The 16,790-nt window shown below is 62.5% G+C and carries 8 protein-coding genes; 3 read left to right on the plus strand and 5 right to left on the minus strand.

Going from position 1 to position 16,790, the window contains the following annotated elements:
- Positions 1-65: 65 nt before the first annotated feature.
- The 3 genes from AB4N98_RS07165 (at position 66) to AB4N98_RS07175 (ending at position 10,381) form a co-directional block, all read left to right on the plus strand.
- Positions 66-1,151: a dermonecrotic toxin domain-containing protein gene (locus AB4N98_RS07165; protein ID WP_460149333.1), complete on the plus strand. Its 1,086-nt coding sequence runs from the start codon at positions 66-68 to the stop codon at positions 1,149-1,151.
- Between the two features lie 3 nt (positions 1,152-1,154).
- A complete protein-coding gene (locus AB4N98_RS07170; protein WP_460149334.1) occupies positions 1,155-5,162 on the plus strand; it encodes an NEL-type E3 ubiquitin ligase domain-containing protein in 4,008 nt (1,335 codons plus the stop codon).
- A gap of 137 nt (positions 5,163-5,299) precedes the next feature.
- Positions 5,300-10,381, plus strand: coding sequence for an NEL-type E3 ubiquitin ligase domain-containing protein (locus tag AB4N98_RS07175; protein WP_460149335.1), 5,082 nt, complete (start codon positions 5,300-5,302; stop codon positions 10,379-10,381).
- Here AB4N98_RS07175 and AB4N98_RS07180 read toward each other — a convergent pair.
- The 5 genes from AB4N98_RS07180 to AB4N98_RS07200 form a co-directional block, all read right to left on the minus strand.
- Positions 10,339-11,565: a hypothetical protein gene (locus tag AB4N98_RS07180; protein WP_460149336.1), complete on the minus strand. Its 1,227-nt coding sequence runs from the start codon at positions 11,563-11,565 to the stop codon at positions 10,339-10,341. The two genes, AB4N98_RS07175 and AB4N98_RS07180, sit on opposite strands and share 43 nt — an antisense overlap.
- 128 nt (positions 11,566-11,693) lie before the next feature.
- Positions 11,694-12,176, minus strand: a complete 483-nt coding sequence (locus AB4N98_RS07185; RefSeq protein ID WP_017526304.1) for a CS1 type fimbrial major subunit — start codon at positions 12,174-12,176, stop codon at positions 11,694-11,696.
- Between the two features lie 5 nt (positions 12,177-12,181).
- Positions 12,182-12,940, minus strand: a complete 759-nt coding sequence (locus AB4N98_RS07190) for a p pilus assembly chaperone (protein ID WP_017526303.1) — start codon at positions 12,938-12,940, stop codon at positions 12,182-12,184.
- Positions 12,941-13,013: 73 nt separating this feature from the next.
- Positions 13,014-14,150 carry a hypothetical protein gene (locus AB4N98_RS07195; RefSeq protein ID WP_460149337.1) on the minus strand — a complete coding sequence of 379 codons (1,137 nt, stop codon included), beginning with the start codon at positions 14,148-14,150 and terminating at the stop codon, positions 13,014-13,016.
- Between the two features lie 114 nt (positions 14,151-14,264).
- On the minus strand, positions 14,265-16,775 hold the full coding sequence (locus tag AB4N98_RS07200) for a CS1-pili formation C-terminal domain-containing protein (RefSeq protein ID WP_137219951.1): 2,511 nt from the start codon (positions 16,773-16,775) through the stop codon (positions 14,265-14,267).
- Positions 16,776-16,790: the final 15 nt, after the last annotated feature.

A 16,790-nucleotide genomic window follows, 5' to 3' on the forward strand; every position in this document is an offset into this window, starting at 1 on the left:
TTTGCACTTTTATCCATTTTTCGAGGGATAGGCTGATGATTTAACCCCACCGGAAAACCCGCCCCATGCCCGAACTTCCCCGCACCCAGCGCGTGGCCCAAAGCGACAAAGGCCCGCATTACGCACTGATCAACAACACCGCGCCCGACTGGCTGAAAAACGCCGACCTGGAACGCCTTCACCCACTCAGCGAGTTGGTGCTGCAACGGCCCACCTGGTACGCCACCGCCACCGCGCAGCAGCATGCCACTTTGAAGGCCCTCAACGGCCAGGCCTGGGCCGCGCAAAATACCTTGGATACAAAACTGCGCCCGGTGCAGGACGTGTATGCCTTCGCCGAGCCGTTGCTCAAGCGCGCCATCAAAGACCAATACGCGCTGGACCTGGACGTCAAAACTACTTACCTGCGCATTTACACACCGAAAAAACTGCCCTGGTACGCCCTGGAACTGTCCAATGGCGTGACCTCCCGAGACGTGTCGCTACTGGACGCGGCGCTGCATAATTTTGCCGGCCACGAAACCTTCGAACGGTACTCCTGCTACATCACCCGCCCAGACTATCGGGGCCACTTCAGCATCCTGCACCACGAACGCACAATGAGCCTTGAGCAGTTCAAGACCCTGTGCCGCGAGCTGGACCTGGGTGCGCGCTATCAACAGCATCTCAAGCAATTCCTGTTGCCCGATGAGCCGGTGGCCCAGGGTTACCTGCAAGGGCTGGTCACCGCCAGCCAGAAGGCCACGCTCAAGGCCGCCGCGCAGATGGCGTTGATGAACAACGACCTGCAAGCATCAGCCTATGCGGTGGTGATGGGGGTACTCGACGGCACGGAGCAACGCGCCACGTTCTATCAACTGAGCATGCTCGACACTCCGCTGACCGGGATCCTGTTGATCTCTACCGACCTGGACCGCGCGGCCAGCGTGGCGAAGGTCATCGCGTATATCCCCAACGACCCGGCCAGCCCGCTCAAGCAGTACGCCTCCAGCAGCGAGTTCGTGATGGACTTGTCGCGCCGCTTGCAACTGAACGCGCCGCTGCCTTCCAGCAAACACTTGCCACAACACACCTACCAACAGTTTTTCAGCCAGTTCGTGCCGCACGCGCGGCGCGGTCTGTTCTTCGCCACGCTGACCGAGCACCTGTAAAGGGTGCAATGGCATGAGCGCAGCCCCCTGGACCCGGCCCCCGCGTGGTGTGAGGACCCGGTCGACAAGCCATTCCTGAAATTCGAGGCAACGAAGATAAAAGGCGCGCTGTGGCCGCATCTGTATCAGGCCAGCTTCAACAAAATCCTCAATGATGGGCGCAGCCTTGCCGTGTCCACCGCCCAGGCCGACAGCCAGGAGCGCCGCAGTTGGTGGGACAACGTGCTGAAGATCGCGTCGGACCTGTTCAACGTGGCGCTGCTGGTGGTCACCCCGTTCGTGCCGGGGCTGGGCGAGTTGATGCTGGCCTACACCCTGTATCAACTGACCGACGATGTGCTCGAAGGCATCGTCGATCTCAGCGAAGGCCAGGCCGGTGAAGCGGCGCAGCACGTGATCAGTGTGGTCACCGACGTCTTGCAGCTCGCGCTGATGGGCACCGGCGGGGTGCTGGCCAAGGAGGTGTTGTTCAAACCTTCTGCCTTTGTTAACAGCCTCAAAGCGGTACAAGTGAATGGCCAAACGCGCTTGTGGAACCCGGACCTGGCGCCTTATGTACGCAATGACCTGCACCTGCCCGAGGGCAGCCGGCCCGATGCGCTGGGCCTGCATGCACATCAAGGGCAAACAGTCGTGCGCCTGGAAGAGCGGCACCTGGTGCTCGAACACGATGCGCAGAGCAACACCCACCGTATCCAGCATGCGACCCGGCGCGGCGCCTATTCGCCGTTGATCGAACCCAACGGCAGCGGCGCCTGGGTGCATGAGGGTGAAGACCCCTGGGCGTGGGACGACGCGCAACTGCGCGGCCGCCTCGGGCACGGCACCCAGGCGCTGGACGCCCGGCAAGTGGAAGAGGCCTGCAGCATCAGCGGCACCGACGACAGCGCGCTGCGCCAGATGTATGTCGAACTCAAGCCCACCCCGCCGCTGTTGGCCGATACGCTCACGCGCATGCACATGTTTGACCAGGCCAAGCAATTGCCCCAGAAAATCCGCAACGGCGGGCTCACGCAGGAAGAGTTCAACTGGTCGGCACAATTGAGCAGCGAGCTGAAAAACTGGCCGTCGGATAAAGCCATCAAGGTATTTTACGAGCCCGATTTAACCGGTTATCACATCACCTACGGCACGGCGAGCGATGCGGCCCACACGCTCAACATCAGCCATCAAGACATCAACGCCGGCGTGCTGCCCGAACGGCTCGTGGGGTTTCTAACCGAGGCCGAACTGCAAGCCCTGCTGCCCGCGCCCCTGCCCGACACCCCGGCGGCACGCACCGCAGCGCTGCGCGACCTGTTGGCGACCAAAGTGGCCAGCGAGCACATCTCGATCTTCAACCACCTCTACAGCACCCATGAAGTGCTTAACACCGCGCCTGCGCAACTGCTGCGCAGGCGCTACCCCCAACTGCCGGCCGAGTTGATACAACGCCTGATGCTGCGCGTGTCACCCGACGAAGTGAAGGCGATGGGCGATGAGCAGCGCATCCCCTTGCGGGTGAGCAACCTGGCCACTGAGCTGCAAAACGAAAGCATCGCCAGCCATGCCTATGAAGGGTTCTACAACGATGAGCTGATCACGCCGGACACCGAGCGCATGGTGCTGAACATCCTGCGCCGCCATCGCGATACCCTCGGCGATGTGAACATCAGCCTTTACCAGCACTCGCCCGCCGGTCGCTTGCGCGCCCAGGCCGGGCCGCAGGATGCCGGCACGCAAATCGTGTTGTTGCGCAAAGACGACGGCCGCTACCAGGTGCGGGGGCAAACACCCGCCGCGCACTATGACCTGTTCGAAGCGCTGCTGCGGGCCTTGCCCGCCGACAGCGTCGACTACGTACCCGGCCAGGGAAGGTTGTTCAAGCGGTGGCTCAAAGACCAGCTGCAGGCGCCGGCCGAGCGGCGTACCGCGCTGGAGGCCCCGAGCCTGCGCAAGCCCGACCCACGCGTGACGCAAAAACTGCTGCAAAAACCGATGTTCGGCGCCTTCCGCCGGCTGTTCACCCCCGCCACCCCGCCGACCACGCAAGAACGCGTCGCCAAACTGTTCCCGCGGCCGCGTGCGGAACCGGCGCAAACCCTGCTCGACGAACTCGCCGCCCTGGAAAACGGCGACCAGATCCTGGAGGCCCTGGAAACCGAAAAACGCCAGTTGCAGGAAGACTTCAAGCGCTGGAAACGGCGCCCCACCCAGGCCGCGCAATACAGCGAACAGGCCGAGAACGAAACCTATATGCGCGACCGCATCATCGACGACCTGGTCGAGTGCTGGGAGGCGCGCGCGGATGGCCGTGTCACCGCCCAGGGCTTGATGCCGCGCGGACGGCTACTGGATTTGTCCGAGAAATGGTTGGGGCGCTATATCCGAAGCCTGGGGAGGATGCGGGCCAATTTCGACCACGTCACCGTGTTGAATCTGATGAGCACCGGGTTCATGTCCGGCGACGTCGGGTTTCTGGACAACTTTCCCAACCTGCGCGGCCTGGACCTGAGCAATAACGTACTCTTCAGCGTGCCCACGCAAATGACCACCCTGCGCGATCTGGTGACCGTCGACCTGAGCCACAACCCGATTACCTGGAGCCACATGGACTTCACGCAACTGTACGAATGCCGGAACCTTGAGTACCTCAACCTGCAGGACCACCCGGACCTGAAGGTGGCCCCCGATCTGCGTAGCCTGCCTCACCTCAAGCAACTGGTACTGCGCAATACAGGCGTGACCGAATGGCCGCTGGGTATGGAAGTGCCGCGCGCGCACCCGCTGGAGCTGAACCTTCTGAACACCGGCGTCAAACAGATACCGGTCCTGCCCGAAGGCTCACCCGCGATAGACGTGATCGCTCATAGCTGGCTGGACCGCGCCGCGCTGACCAATGCCGACGAAGCCCGTTTCGTCGCTTACCGACGCGCCTCCGGCATCGACCCCTATCGCACCCTGCCCGCGGGGGACCCGGAAGACAGCGAGTATTGGCTGGACGAGATGAAACCAGAACTGCTCGACGAGGCCAGAGCGCTGTGGAACACACTGGAAAACCAGCCCGGCTCTCAAGGCTTTTTTGAGATCCTCAAGCTGCTCCGGCCGTCGCAAGTCATGCAGACCGAGGCAGACCGAAAGCTGTTCAAGAAAGGCCGCAAAGACCTCAAAGACCGGGTCTGGGACGTGCTGGTCGCCATCGACCGTGACCCCCAACTGCGCGAACGGTTCTTCGCCGAAGCCAGTGCCCCCGTCAATTGTGCCGATGCGGGTGCGCAGGTCTTCAACAAGCTGGGGATCGAAACGCTACTGGCCGATATCCTTCAGGATTCAACCGAGCAAGGCCTGGCCACGCGGGACAACAAGCTGGTCGAACTGGCCTGGCAGACCTGGCGATTGAAGCAGCTCAATGAGTTCGCCAAGCAAGACATCATCCGGCGCACCCAACCCGTGGCACAGGGTGGCCTGGGGCTGGGGTTCGGCAGCGGCGCGCTGGAGGTCGACGAGGTGCAGGTGTATCTCGCTTACCAGACGGGCCTGAAGACGCGGCTGGACCTGCCTTGGCTGTCCGAACACATGGCCTACCGTAACACCGCCAAAGTGACCCGCGACCAACTGGATGCCGCCTACCAATCGGTGATCAGCGCCGCGGCCAATGACGGGGCGGTCAAGGGGGTGCTTGATCAAGACTTCTGGCGCGATCACCTGGAAGACAAGCATGCCGATCAATACGCAGCGCGACGACGCGAACGCGATGACGCCGGCGGCGAACTTGCGGACTTGCTCGACGAGCAAAAAGAATGGGCCGCCACCGAGACCACGCCCGAGCGCAAGGCCCAGTTGCGCACCCAGATCGTGCGCAGGCTTAACGAGTTCAAGCGCATGGGCCTGAAGATTGCCGACAGCACGATCCTGGTCGACCACGCCTTGTCGGATGCCACCGTGCAAAAATTGTATGAAGAGGTGCAGCGCCCCTACCGGGAACTGGGCATTCGCCTCACACGCGAAGCGCTGCAAAATGCCGGGCTGTAAATAGCTACTTTTCACTCCTGATTAGTCGGCGCAAACGCCGCTGTTCGGCGCTTTTTACACCCAGATTTCACGCTTTTATTCCAACGCGTCATGCAGATAATCGGATGATCCCATTGCACTTCAAGGATCATCCGATCATGGCTTCCCCCGTACCTCCCGTGGCCGAAAACCTCGGCACACACCACGCCTTCATCCGGCAGAAAATCCCCGCCTGGCTCGCCGAAACCGCCTTGCCACGCCTCACCGCGCTCACTGCCACAAGCCCCGCCGACGCAGCGCCGCCGCCTGAATTACGCAACGCCTTCAAAACCGCCCTGGGTGAACATTGGTCGACCCAGAACACCCTCGACCAGAAACTCGCCGCGCTCAACGACCTGCGCGCCTTTGCCGAGCCGCGGCTCAAAACGGCCCTGCTCCCCTATGGCGATATCGACGTGACGCAGACCTTGATCCGCCTCTACGCCCCCGCCGATCTGCCGTGGTGGACCCTCGACGTGAAGCACGGCGTAAAGAGCCGCACCGTCTCGCTGCTGGATGCCGCTTTGCACAATTTCTCGGCCTCGGAAACCTTCGAAGACTTCGCGTTTTTATCCAAGGCCGATGCGCGCGGGCAACACCGGCTGCTGACCTTCACCCACAGCGCAACAGGTGAGGCACTCAGCGCCGAGACCTTCAAGGCGCTCTGTCGCTCGCTGGATATCGGCGCGCGTTACCAGAAACACCTCAACACCGCGCTGGGCTTTGACAACGTCACGGTGGCCGAGTCGTTGCGGCACAAAGTGGTCGCCCAGCAAAAAGCCGCGCTCAACGCCGCCGCCCACATGGCCCTGGCGCAACAACACATCGCCCGGGATGCCTATGACCTGATCCAGGCCATGCTCAGTGACGCGCCGCTGCTGCAACTGGACGGCCGCAGCGTGGAGTTGCATACCCTGGACCTGCTCGGCTGCAGGCTCACCGGCGTGCTGGTGATCGCCGCACCCAACCCCAAAGGCCTCACGCGACTGCTGGTTTACATGCCCAACGACCCCGAGCAGCCGTTGAAGGAATACGCCTCGCCCACGGCGTTTCACCAGGACTGCACGCAACGCTTGCTCGGCACTCCGGCCAACGCCGAGGCGTTCCCCGGCGCCTACGCGCGGTTCATCAGCCAGTTCATTGCCCACGACCAGCGCGGGCGGTTTTTCTACACCCTCAAGCAGCGCCTGTTCGAATGGCGCAGAACGCCAAGGCCTCCCGTCGAAGGCCCGACCTGGCAGGCGCAACCGGTGGCCCGCCCCAACCTGCAATGGCGGTTGCAGGCGGTGCGCGAGGATGTGCAAAACCGATCCAGCTCACCGGCCCGCGATGACCTGTGGCAGTACCTGTACCGGGTCAAGCTGGACAAGGTCGTCAATGACGCGCGCGAACTGGCCATCTCCACCGCCTACGCCGACCGCATGGCGCGCTGGGCGTGGTGGGACAACCTGGAAAAAATCGTCACCGACCTCACCAACGCCGCCCTGCTGGTGCTGACGCCCTTCGTGCCGCTGCTGGGGGAATTGATGCTGGCCTACACCGCTTATCAGTTGGCCGATGACGTCTTCGAAGGCATTGTCGACTGGGCGCAAGGCCAGCGCATCGAGGCCCAGGAACACTTGCTGGCGGCGACGCAAAACATTGTGCAGGGGCTGATTTTTCACCGGGGCGGCAAGATCGCAGAGATCGCGAAGCTCAAGCTGTCGCCCTTTGTCGAAGGCCTCAAGCCGGTGCAACTGCACACCGGTGAAAGCCGCCTGTGGAACCCGGACCTGAGCGCCTACCGCCTCAAAGCGCCGCCCGACACAACCAGCCCACAGGTCGTGAAAGTCGACGAACACCACTACCGAGTCGGCCAGGACCCGATCACCGACACCCATCACCTGCTGCATCCGCAGCGCCCCGAGGCCTACCGCCCGGCGGTCAGACTCAACGGCGACGGCGCCTGTGTGCTGGAAGGCGAGCAGCCCCGGCACTGGAGCGACGCGCAACTGATGCGCCGCCTGGGGCCGCAGACGCAAGGGTTGAGCGACGCGCAGCTTGAGCAAGTGCGCCTGATCAGTGGCGTTGACCACGATGCCTTGCGCCACCTGTACGCCAACAACCAACCGACCCCGCCGCTGTTGGCCGACACCTTGAAGCGCTTCAACAGCGCCAGGCAGGTCGATAGCGACATCCAGAAGGTGCGCGGCGGCCAGGCCCTAGACCCGAGCGCCTACTGGTTCGAGCAGATGGTCACCGAGCTTAAGGGCTGGCCGAAAAGCAAGGCGTTGCATGTGTACCCGCGCGCCGACCTCAGCGGCATGGCTCATGAGTTCGGCAACCCGCACGCTAGCGGAAGCAATGTGTTGAAACTGAGCACCGGCGAGGTGTTGTCGGGCCGTTTACCGGAGAAAGTCCTGGCGTTTCTCGACCCCTTGCAGGCCAATAAACTGCTCGGTGAAACCCTACCCGCCGACCAGCAGGTACAGGCCCTGCGCGAGCGGCTGGCCGATTACCTCAAGCAGCAAAGCGAGTCGCTGATCCGCCATCACTATCACCCGCAGGAAGCCTCAGCGGACCCGCAGATCCAGTTGCTACGCAGCCAATACCCCGACCTGCCGCTGAGTATCGCCCGGCAATTGGTCAGGCATACCCGAGGCAGCGATTTGACGGTAATGAGTGAAGACAAGCGCCTGCCGCTGGCGGTGAAAAACCAGGTGCAGGAAGCCAATTTCGAAGTGACCAGTACCCGATTGTTCGAACAGTTGCACCAGGACCGGTCGCTGTCACCCGAGGCCGAGCGCCTGATCCTCAATACCCTGCGCATCCATAGCGATGCCTTGGGGCGCCTGCAAATCGAAGTGCGCGACGGCGATTTTTTCGGCGACCTCAGGGCCCAGGTCGGCGCCCACGATGCGCCCGACGTGCGGGTGCTGGTACGCGACGACCAAGGACGCTACACAACCTTCGACGCCGACGGTAAACGCCTGCACCGCGCAACAGACTTCTACCGCGCAATGGACCACACCTTGACCAGCGCCAAACCGGCCACCGGCAGCGACAACCTCAGAGACTGGGTGCTGGAACACATCGCGCCCCCGGCAGAGCGGCGTCACGTACTCGCCGAACCGCCGATTCGCATGCGCGCGGCGCGCGAAACCCTAGTGTTGCTGCGCGGCGGTGGGAGCAGCTCCTTGCGCGGCGCCTCGCCCGGCAGCGTGGAGCAACGTATCCGCACCTTACTGCCCGGCATGTCCGAACAGGGCGTGAAGCCATTTGCCCTGGCCTCGCAAAGCCCCGAGGGGCTCAAGGTGCTGGAGGGCCTGGAAGCCGAGAAAAAAGCCCTTATCCAGGCGCTGGATGACTACGTGCGTGCCGCCACCCAGTTCCGCCCCGGCAGCCGCCGCGAAGCTATCGCCCGACGTACCCGCGCCTTGTTCGCCGATCGCCTGATGGAAGCCTGGCACGAAGGTTACATCCGCAAGCACGATGAATTCAGCCCCGTGCGCGGTGGCGCGTCGCTGGACCTGTCGACGGCGCAACGGCCAGACTCACTGCCCACCTTGCCCAACCCGCTGCGGCGGGTCACGCACCTGAACCTGCAAGACTGTGACTTCACCTCCGACCGCGCCGACTTCCTGCTGCACTTCCCCAACCTGCGCGTGCTGGACCTGAGCGACAACCTGCTGCACAGCCTGCCTGCGGCCATCGGGAACATGCGTTCACTGCGCGAGTTGGACCTGAGCGGCAACCAGATCGCCCTGGACGCCGACGCCGTGGGGCGGTTGCGCCCGCTCTCGCGCCTGCGCCGGCTCAACCTGGCCAGCAACCCCTTGGGCGCCACGCCGGATATCAGCCTCATGCCGGACTTGAACCTGCTTGAGCTGGGCTTTACCGGCATCAGTGAATGGCCGGTTGGCCTGTTTGCCCAGTCGCGTAACGGCGGGTTCACCCTGCACTTGCAAGGCAACCCCATCACCAGCGTGCCCGAGGTCACGCCGGGCTCGGCAGAGGCGGCGGTGGTCGCCCTCACCCGCCTGGACCGACCGCGCCTGCGCCCAGACTTCCAGGACCTGTTCGACAGCTACCGTGAATCGTTCGGGCTAGACCCCCAGCGCACCTATGAACCACAGGGCGACCACCAATTCTGGCTGGAAAGCCTGGGTGAAAACGCGCGCAAGCTCTACCGCACGGTGTGGGACGACCTGGAACATGAAAAAGGCTCCCAAGGCTTTTTCGAAGTGATCAAGGCGCTGGAACCGCCGGATTTTTTCGAAGACCCCACCGACGAAGCCCGCTACCAGCGCACCCTTGGCCTGTTGCGCTCACGGGTCAGGACCATGCTGTTGGCGATGGCAAGCGACACTGAACTGCGCGAAAAGCTGTTCATGATGTCCAGCTTCCCCGGTCTGTGCCCGGACGCAGGGCAGCAGATTTTCAGCAACATGGGGGTTGAGGTGCTGGTCAGCAACGCCAACGGCTTCAGCCGTACCAGCGCCGAACGCGAAGAACGCCTGGTCCACCTGGCCAGGGGCGCGGCGCGGCTCAAGTTCGTCAACCACGTGGCCCGCGCCGATATCGCACATCGCCTCAAGCCGGTGGAGCAAGGCGGCCTGGGCCTGTTGCTGACCTCGCAACGGGTCGATAGTGAGCCGGGCACGGTGGATGAAGTCGAGGTGCACCTGGCCTACCAGACCCGCCTGGCCAGACGGCTGGATTTGCCCTGGATCAACGAGCACATGCTGTACCGCCGCACCTCCGAAGTCAGCGACGCAGACATCGAGCGGGCCTACAACGCCGTACAGGCATTGAGCGAAGGTGACGGGCTGGTGGACCAAATGCTGCTTGAGCCGTATTGGGAGCAGTTTTTGCGCGAACAGTACCCCACCGAATACGCGCAGCATGAGCAGCACATCGACGAGCAGTTCGAGCGCCTGGACCACTTGCAGAGCGAGCAGCAGGCCTACGCGCTGGAACCTGACGACACCCGGCGCGACACCCTGAAAAATCTCGCCGAACAGTTGAACCTGAGCCAGGCACAGGTGCTGACCGGCGAGCCGATGCCCGACGCGTTATACAGCCAGGTGCTCAACAGCCTGGGGGATCTGCGCAAGCAGTGGTTGCGTGAGCAGACGCATTTGCTGCTGAACCGGGCCGAGGCAACGCCAGGCCTGCCTCAAACCTCCGAGTCCCAGACCACCGTGACCACCCCCGAATAAGTGGTGCCGGGCTGCTTGAGCATCTCGGTCACGTGCTCCTTCTGGACCTCAAAGTGCAGGGTACCGGGGCGGTTGTTCACGTAGTGCAAGGCCTGGAATAGCTCGGTGCCCACGCCGTCGAGGCGCAGCGGCAGCTTGTTCACGGTTTGCCCGTACTGGTCGTTCAGACCGAATGGCAGGCTCACGGCGACCTGCAACGGCACCTCGTCGCCTGCGCCATTGCGCAGGCCGCAGGTGTTGCCGATGACCAGGCTGCATTCGAGGGTCATCTTGAAGCGCGAGCTGGCGGCGATGCGGAAGGTTTGATCGCGAAACAACCTTGCGGGCTGTCGCCCGCGATTGAGCCAGGCCTGCCAGCCGCCTTCGGGCAGCAGTTCAACACGATTGCCCCCAGGTGGAAGATCAATCTTGAGAATGTGCTCTACCGTTAGATTGAAGTTAAAGGTGAGTACCTCGTCATTGGGAATGTAAATGTCACCGAAATCGAAATCCTTGCCAGGCCCTATGCCGTAAGAAATAGTCCCTGTGTACTGCCCCGCCTCCATGGCTAACGGGTTAGGCGTTCTCAACTCATAGGCATACTCAAGCATGCTGAAATTAGACGAGGGAACGTCAAACGGCGTCGGCATGGCGCACGTTCCGGCGCCTTCCGGCACAATCCAGAACCACAGCCTTAACGTTGTCCCCGCCGCCCACATTCCCGTGTATTGGCACGGGGCTGGTGGGGAAGTCCAGTTAGCGGGCAGTGGACTCCATGCATGTACACCTGGTGGATTGGTCGTATTGAAGCGACTGCCAATCCCGGAAATACGTACCTCAACGACGCTTCGCTCTCCCGTCGATGACACCACATCCAGACTGCGCCAATCGGACGGAACCTTGAACATCAAACCCTGGCGAGGGTCTGTGTGATTGGCCTGTATCGGGCCGTTGGCCATGAACGTGACCGCCGTGGTGCGGATGCTGAAAATCCCGAGTGCCTCGCACCTTGCCGGCATGTGCCCAGGGCACACTCCACTTTGCGGGGTGGTGTTGATGAACTTGTTTTTCATCGGGTCGAACGGGTTGGGACGGAACTCTGCCGTAATGTCTTGCGTGGCAGCCTGGGTAAGGTGTGCGACAAAGCACAACGGCAAGCCCAATACCAGCGCTCGCCACGTAGTGCTCATGAATCGAGTTTTCATTTTCATACTTCCACTTCTGAACACACGCTACTCGAGAAAGTAACCAACGACGACCCCGCAGAGCCGCGCTCGGGGGTGTTGAGGAGGGCGCTCAGTCCTGCAACGCCCTTAACTGAAAGGCACCGGTCTCAAGGCGCCAGAAAATCAAACACGATATGCACCGTGCCGTAGTAATCGCCGCCCTTGTAACCGGTCTGCGGTTCGATGGCGGCGATCTCCAGCTCGGCGCGACGGCCAGCCCTGGCCTCATCGGCGTTGATCACTTCGGTCGAATCCAGGGTCAGGGGCACACGGTTGAACAGCACCTGAAGGTCAATCCGGTTCTGGCCGCTCAGCAGGTACGGGGTGTCGCCCAACCGCGCGGCGACGCCGCCGTTGAGGTTTTTCACATCGAAGTTCTTACGCAGGTGACTCAGGCGCGACGTCACCAGGTCCCAGGCCAATACCTGGTCGCGGCCCATCCAGTCCGGCTCGGAGGGCAGCACGTAGGCTTCGTGGATCGGAATGGTCACCGACACATCGAAACTCTGGCGTTCCTGAAACGCCTGCGCCTGACCACCCCACAAAACCGGGGCCATCAGCGCAGCCACTACCGTTACTTGCTTGAACATTGTCATCACCCGTTGCTGTTGACGGTCATCGGTTTTTTGTCCCGGCCTTCAACCATCTGGAAGCTGAACTGGCGCTCGGGTTTCTTCTCGAACACCAACTGGCGACCGGGCAGGATGTGGTGCTTGGTGGTGGGCTCACACTCGGCTTTGTTGGCCACCGAACAGTCGCGGAACTCGTCGAGCACCACCACGCTGTTGCCGGCGTTGCGCAGGCTGTACTGGGTGGCGGTCTCGTTGATTTGCGTGTCGAAACGCGTGTCTTTGGGCCGCACGAAAAACACCGTGCCATAGCCGGCCAGTACGTTGACCCCGGCCGCCAGGCCTTTTTTGTAGTCGCTGCGCTCTGCCTCGGTCACGGCGAAGTCGTCTTCCTTTTCCGGGACCACGGGGATGAACCGCACGCGGAAATAACGCTCCTTGTCGCGCTGGCCCATGTACAGCAAGCGCGTGCCCTGGCGCCCGCCGGCCGGCACGATCAGCCGCGCCGGGCTGGCCATCAGGCCGTCGCGGTTGGTGGCGCTGCCCTTGGCGTCGGTCATCGAGGCGACCGGCACTTCCTTGGAGGTGCCGTCGGCGTTATAGACAATTTCCAGCACATTGACCTTGATAAACGCGGTGCTGGTGCCGCCGTTGTAAACCCGCTTGAGGTAGGAACTACGATCGCCTTCCAGGTAGTCGTACACCACGCCCACGTTGATCGCCGGCCCCGCCTGTGCCGTCAGCGACGCCAATACCAACCCGATCCCTAACACTGCCTGTTTCATGTTTGCTTACGCCTCATTGATTGAACGCGGCCCGCCACGCCAAAGTGCCGGCGGGCCGTTGCGGATGGCCCGCTTAAACTTCCGAGTCCCAGACCACCGTGACCACCCCCGAGTAGGTGGTGCCGGGCTGCTTGAGCATGTCGCCCACCTGTTCTTTTTCGACTTCAAAATGCAGGGTGCCGGGCCGGTTGTTCACGTAGTGCACGGCCTGGAACAGCTCGGTGCCCACGCCGTCGAGGCGCAGCGGCAGCTTGTTCACGGTTTGCCCGTACTGGTCGTTCAAGCCGAATGGCAGGCTCACGGCCACCTTCAACGGCACCTCGTCACCCGCGCCATTGCGCAGGCCGCAGGTGTTGCCGATGGCCAGGCTGCATTCGAGGTTCATCTTGAAGCGCCCGCTGGCCGCGATGCGGAAGGTTTGATCGCGAAACAACCTTGCGGGCTGTCGCCCGCGATTGAGCCAGGCTTGCCAACCGCCTTCGGGCAGCAATTCGACACGGTTGCCGCCGGGCGGTAACTCGACCTTGAGGATGTGCTCCACCGTCAGGGTGAAGTTCAAGGTGAGCGCAGAATCGCTCGGCAGCATCACGTCGCCTAAATCGAAGTCCTGATTGGGGCCGATGCCGTAGTTCAATACACCGGTGTAGGTCCCGGCTGACATCGCCAATGGATTCGGGGTGCGTAACTCATAGCCGATCTCCAAATACCCATAGGCCATGTTCGGGATCTCGTATTGAGCCAGCTTGACGCAGTTAGCCTCCTCGGGCGTCCTCCAGACAAAGCTGAAATAGTGAGGCCCATAGGCTGCCAAGCCTATCCCCTTGCAGGGGCTCGGCGGGTACAACCAGTTCCCGCCCCATAACATCCCATGCGCTTGCAGCGCAGAAACTCCGCCCCCTACAAGCTCGGCGGCGCTGCGATCAAGCACATACTTGGAGCCGATCGCATTAATACGTACTTCTACAGTCGCTTCCTCACCACTTGAATCAATCACCCTCAGTTGGCGCCATTGCGCGGGAACCTTCCACAGTGCGCTTTGCCGCGGGTCGCTCGGCTTTGCCGGCAGCGCGCCGCTGGACACGGCAGTGATCGGCAATCGAATACTGAAGACGTTGGAGCAATAGCCCGGGTAAGTCGCACAGAAACCCGTTACTGGCGTGGTATTGGTAAATCGGTCCTGATTCGGGTTTGAGGGGTCTGGCCTGAACATGGCAGTTATTTCCTGCACAAATGCTGAAACCGGGTTTGCCCATATCAAGCTACCCAGCAAACCCGCAGACAGAAACAGGCCTCTGATTGTCCGTGTGCCCTGATTGCTCATGAATTAACCCGCCGCCTCAAATTTGATGGAAGTTTCCGCCAGGGTGTCCGGCGTGCAGCGCAGGTCACCGATCATCAACACGTCGTTTTCATTCGGCGCGTTGCTCGGGTCGAGGCGGAACTGGCAGAGCAACTGGTTTTGGTAACGCACTTGCAGGGTCGGCGAGCTGGCGCTCATTTCCATCGAGAAGAACCCGTCCACTTCGCTGACCCCACGGCTGGCGTGGTTGATCACGTGATGGCCCTTGAGCGGCGCGCCACGTTCGTCGAGCAAGCGCCCGAGCACGGTGACGGTCTTCATCACCGAGATCTTGCGGTAGTCCACGCCCCCCTTGTTCAGGTGATAGCTGGAGCGCGTCGGCTGGATGTTGGCCGCCGGCGGGTAGTTGCCTTCGAAGTCGAAACTGACGCTGCTGCTCTTGTAGGCCGACACCGGCACGTAGTTGCGCCCCGGCCGCAGCAGGGTGCTGCCGCCGCCCAGGTCGTCGGCGCGCAGGGCGATGTCGTCGAGGTCGGTTTCAAGGTCGATGATCATGCCCGCGCCGTTGCCCTGGTACTGGCTGCTGAGCAGCATCTGGCCGGCACCGGCGACGAAGGTGCTGTTGAGGTTCAAGCCACCGGTGAGTTCGCCGTTGTAGGAACTGCGCTGCAGGAAGCCGTCGCCGCTGACCGCACTGGTATTGAAGCTGGCCGTGCCCGACAGGCCGACGCCGTAGGTGTCGGTGATCGCGGTGGCCGAGACGCTTTGCAGCACGTGGTCGGTGAGGTCCTGGCGGTACGTGACCGAGGCGTTGTTGTCGCGCCCGCCGTCACGGGCGGTGCGGCTGCCGAGGCTGCCGGAAATCTGCCGGCCGTCGCTGCCCAGGTTCACGCTGAGCGACACATCGACCCCGCGATTACGCTTGTCGCTGGTACCGGTAGTGCCGGGCCGGTCGAACACCGAGAAACGCCAGTTGGCATCGCTGCCCAGGAACGTGTCGTGACGGCTCCAGCCCAGGTCGATGCCGGCGCCTTCGATATTGCCCTCGCTGTGGGACAGGCGCATGTTCGCGCTGTTTTTGGCGTCGAAACGGTGGTTGACCGACAACGCGGTATTGCTCGTCTCGCCGACAAAGGTGTTGCGCCGCAGACGGGTGCCGTCGGGCAGGGTTTCGTAGGTGTCGCGGGTGTCGAGCCAACTGCGGTTGTGGCTGAACACCAGGTTGGTCGCGCCAAAGGTATAGAGCCCTTGCAGGTCCAGGCCGGTGCCGTGTTCCCGGGTTTGATACAGGTTGGCGTAGAGGCTGGTGTTGTTGGCCACGGTCCAGTCGACCGAACCGCCGTATTGCAGTTGTTCGCGCACCTGGCGGGCCGACAGGCCGAGGATCACGCGCGGGTGCAGCAGGTAGTTGATCGACGCGCCGGCGGTCATCGCGCCCGAGGCTTGTTCATCCCAGTTGCTGAGCAGCTTGGTCTCGCGCCCGGCGAACAGGTTGTAGCGCCAGCGGTCTTCGGCATTGCGCCAGTTGCTGGGCTTGTACACCAACTCCTGGGTGGTGCTGGTGGTGAGGCCGTCTTCGATCAGGCGCACTTCCACCTCGTAGATACCGCCGGGCAACGGCCGGGTATCCAGGGTTTGCAGGCCGGCGGCGACCGCCTGGGTGTTGATCAGCAAGCCGTTGCGGTAGATCTCCACCGCCGCCTGACGGTTGGCGGTGACGTAGATCGGGTACACGCTGGGCTTGGCGTTGTTGATGGCCAGGCTGTCGGAACTGCCGTACATCACGCCCAGCGCCGTGTCGGGGCTGGCGCCGAAGCTGCGCAGTTGGCGGGTGAGGCCATCGGAATTGGGGGTGAAGTGGCCCAGGCGGAAGAACTGCCCTTCCATTTCACGCTGGGTGTAAAGCTCGTGGATCGCGTGGCGCATGGGTTCGTCATCACCGCTCTGACGCGCCAGTTGCAGGTTGAACACCTGGCTCCAATTACCCACGCTGGAACTGGCCTGCAGGCCGTAACGCCCGCCCAGGCTTTCTTCTTGGCCACCGTTGAGGTTGAGCTGGTTGTTGATGATCAACCCCAGGCTGCCACCTTCGGGCTGCTCGTAGAAACGCGGGATGTCGGCACTGCGTTCGACGTCTTGCGTGAGGATCGACAGCTGTGAGCTTTCGAGGTTGTAGAACGCCGAGATCATTTTTTCCGGGCAGGACTGGTTGCAGGCGCCCAGCGCGACACCTTTTTCCAACACCGCTTGCCAGGTGTCGCGAGTCGCGGCCGGGACCTTGCTGTCGCCGGTGTCGGTGAATTCGAGCAGGGTGACGCGGTCGTCGCGCGACAGCACGATCAACGCTTCGCCGAGCAGTTGCTCGTCGAGGTCCACGCGCACGGCCAGCGGCACCTCGAAAAAGTGGTCGGTAAACCCTGCGGGCAGGCCTTGGGCCTGGGTAATCAGGCTGCCGGGGGTCGAGGCAGGCGCAGCCAGGGCACTCGTACAAATCAACAGCGCAAGCGCAGCCGCGATGGAGGTCATCGGGAACATGGACGGAATACTCTG

The sequence above is a fragment of the Pseudomonas sp. S3_E10 genome, from assembly GCF_054667615.1.

Bases quoted from the DNA above. Each gene is read 5' to 3' on its own strand.
- AB4N98_RS07175 (WP_460149335.1), top strand. From the start codon at position 5,300: ATGGCTTCCCCCGTACCTCCCGTGGCCGAAAACCTCGGCACACACCAC.
- AB4N98_RS07195 (WP_460149337.1), bottom strand. From the start codon at position 14,150: ATGTTCAGGCCAGACCCCTCAAACCCGAATCAGGACCGATTTACCAAT.
- AB4N98_RS07190 (WP_017526303.1), bottom strand. From the start codon at position 12,940: ATGAAACAGGCAGTGTTAGGGATCGGGTTGGTATTGGCGTCGCTGACG.
- AB4N98_RS07180 (WP_460149336.1), bottom strand. From the start codon at position 11,565: ATGAAAACTCGATTCATGAGCACTACGTGGCGAGCGCTGGTATTGGGC.
- AB4N98_RS07185 (WP_017526304.1), bottom strand. From the start codon at position 12,176: ATGTTCAAGCAAGTAACGGTAGTGGCTGCGCTGATGGCCCCGGTTTTG.
- AB4N98_RS07165 (WP_460149333.1), top strand. From the start codon at position 66: ATGCCCGAACTTCCCCGCACCCAGCGCGTGGCCCAAAGCGACAAAGGC.
- AB4N98_RS07200 (WP_137219951.1), bottom strand. From the start codon at position 16,775: ATGTTCCCGATGACCTCCATCGCGGCTGCGCTTGCGCTGTTGATTTGT.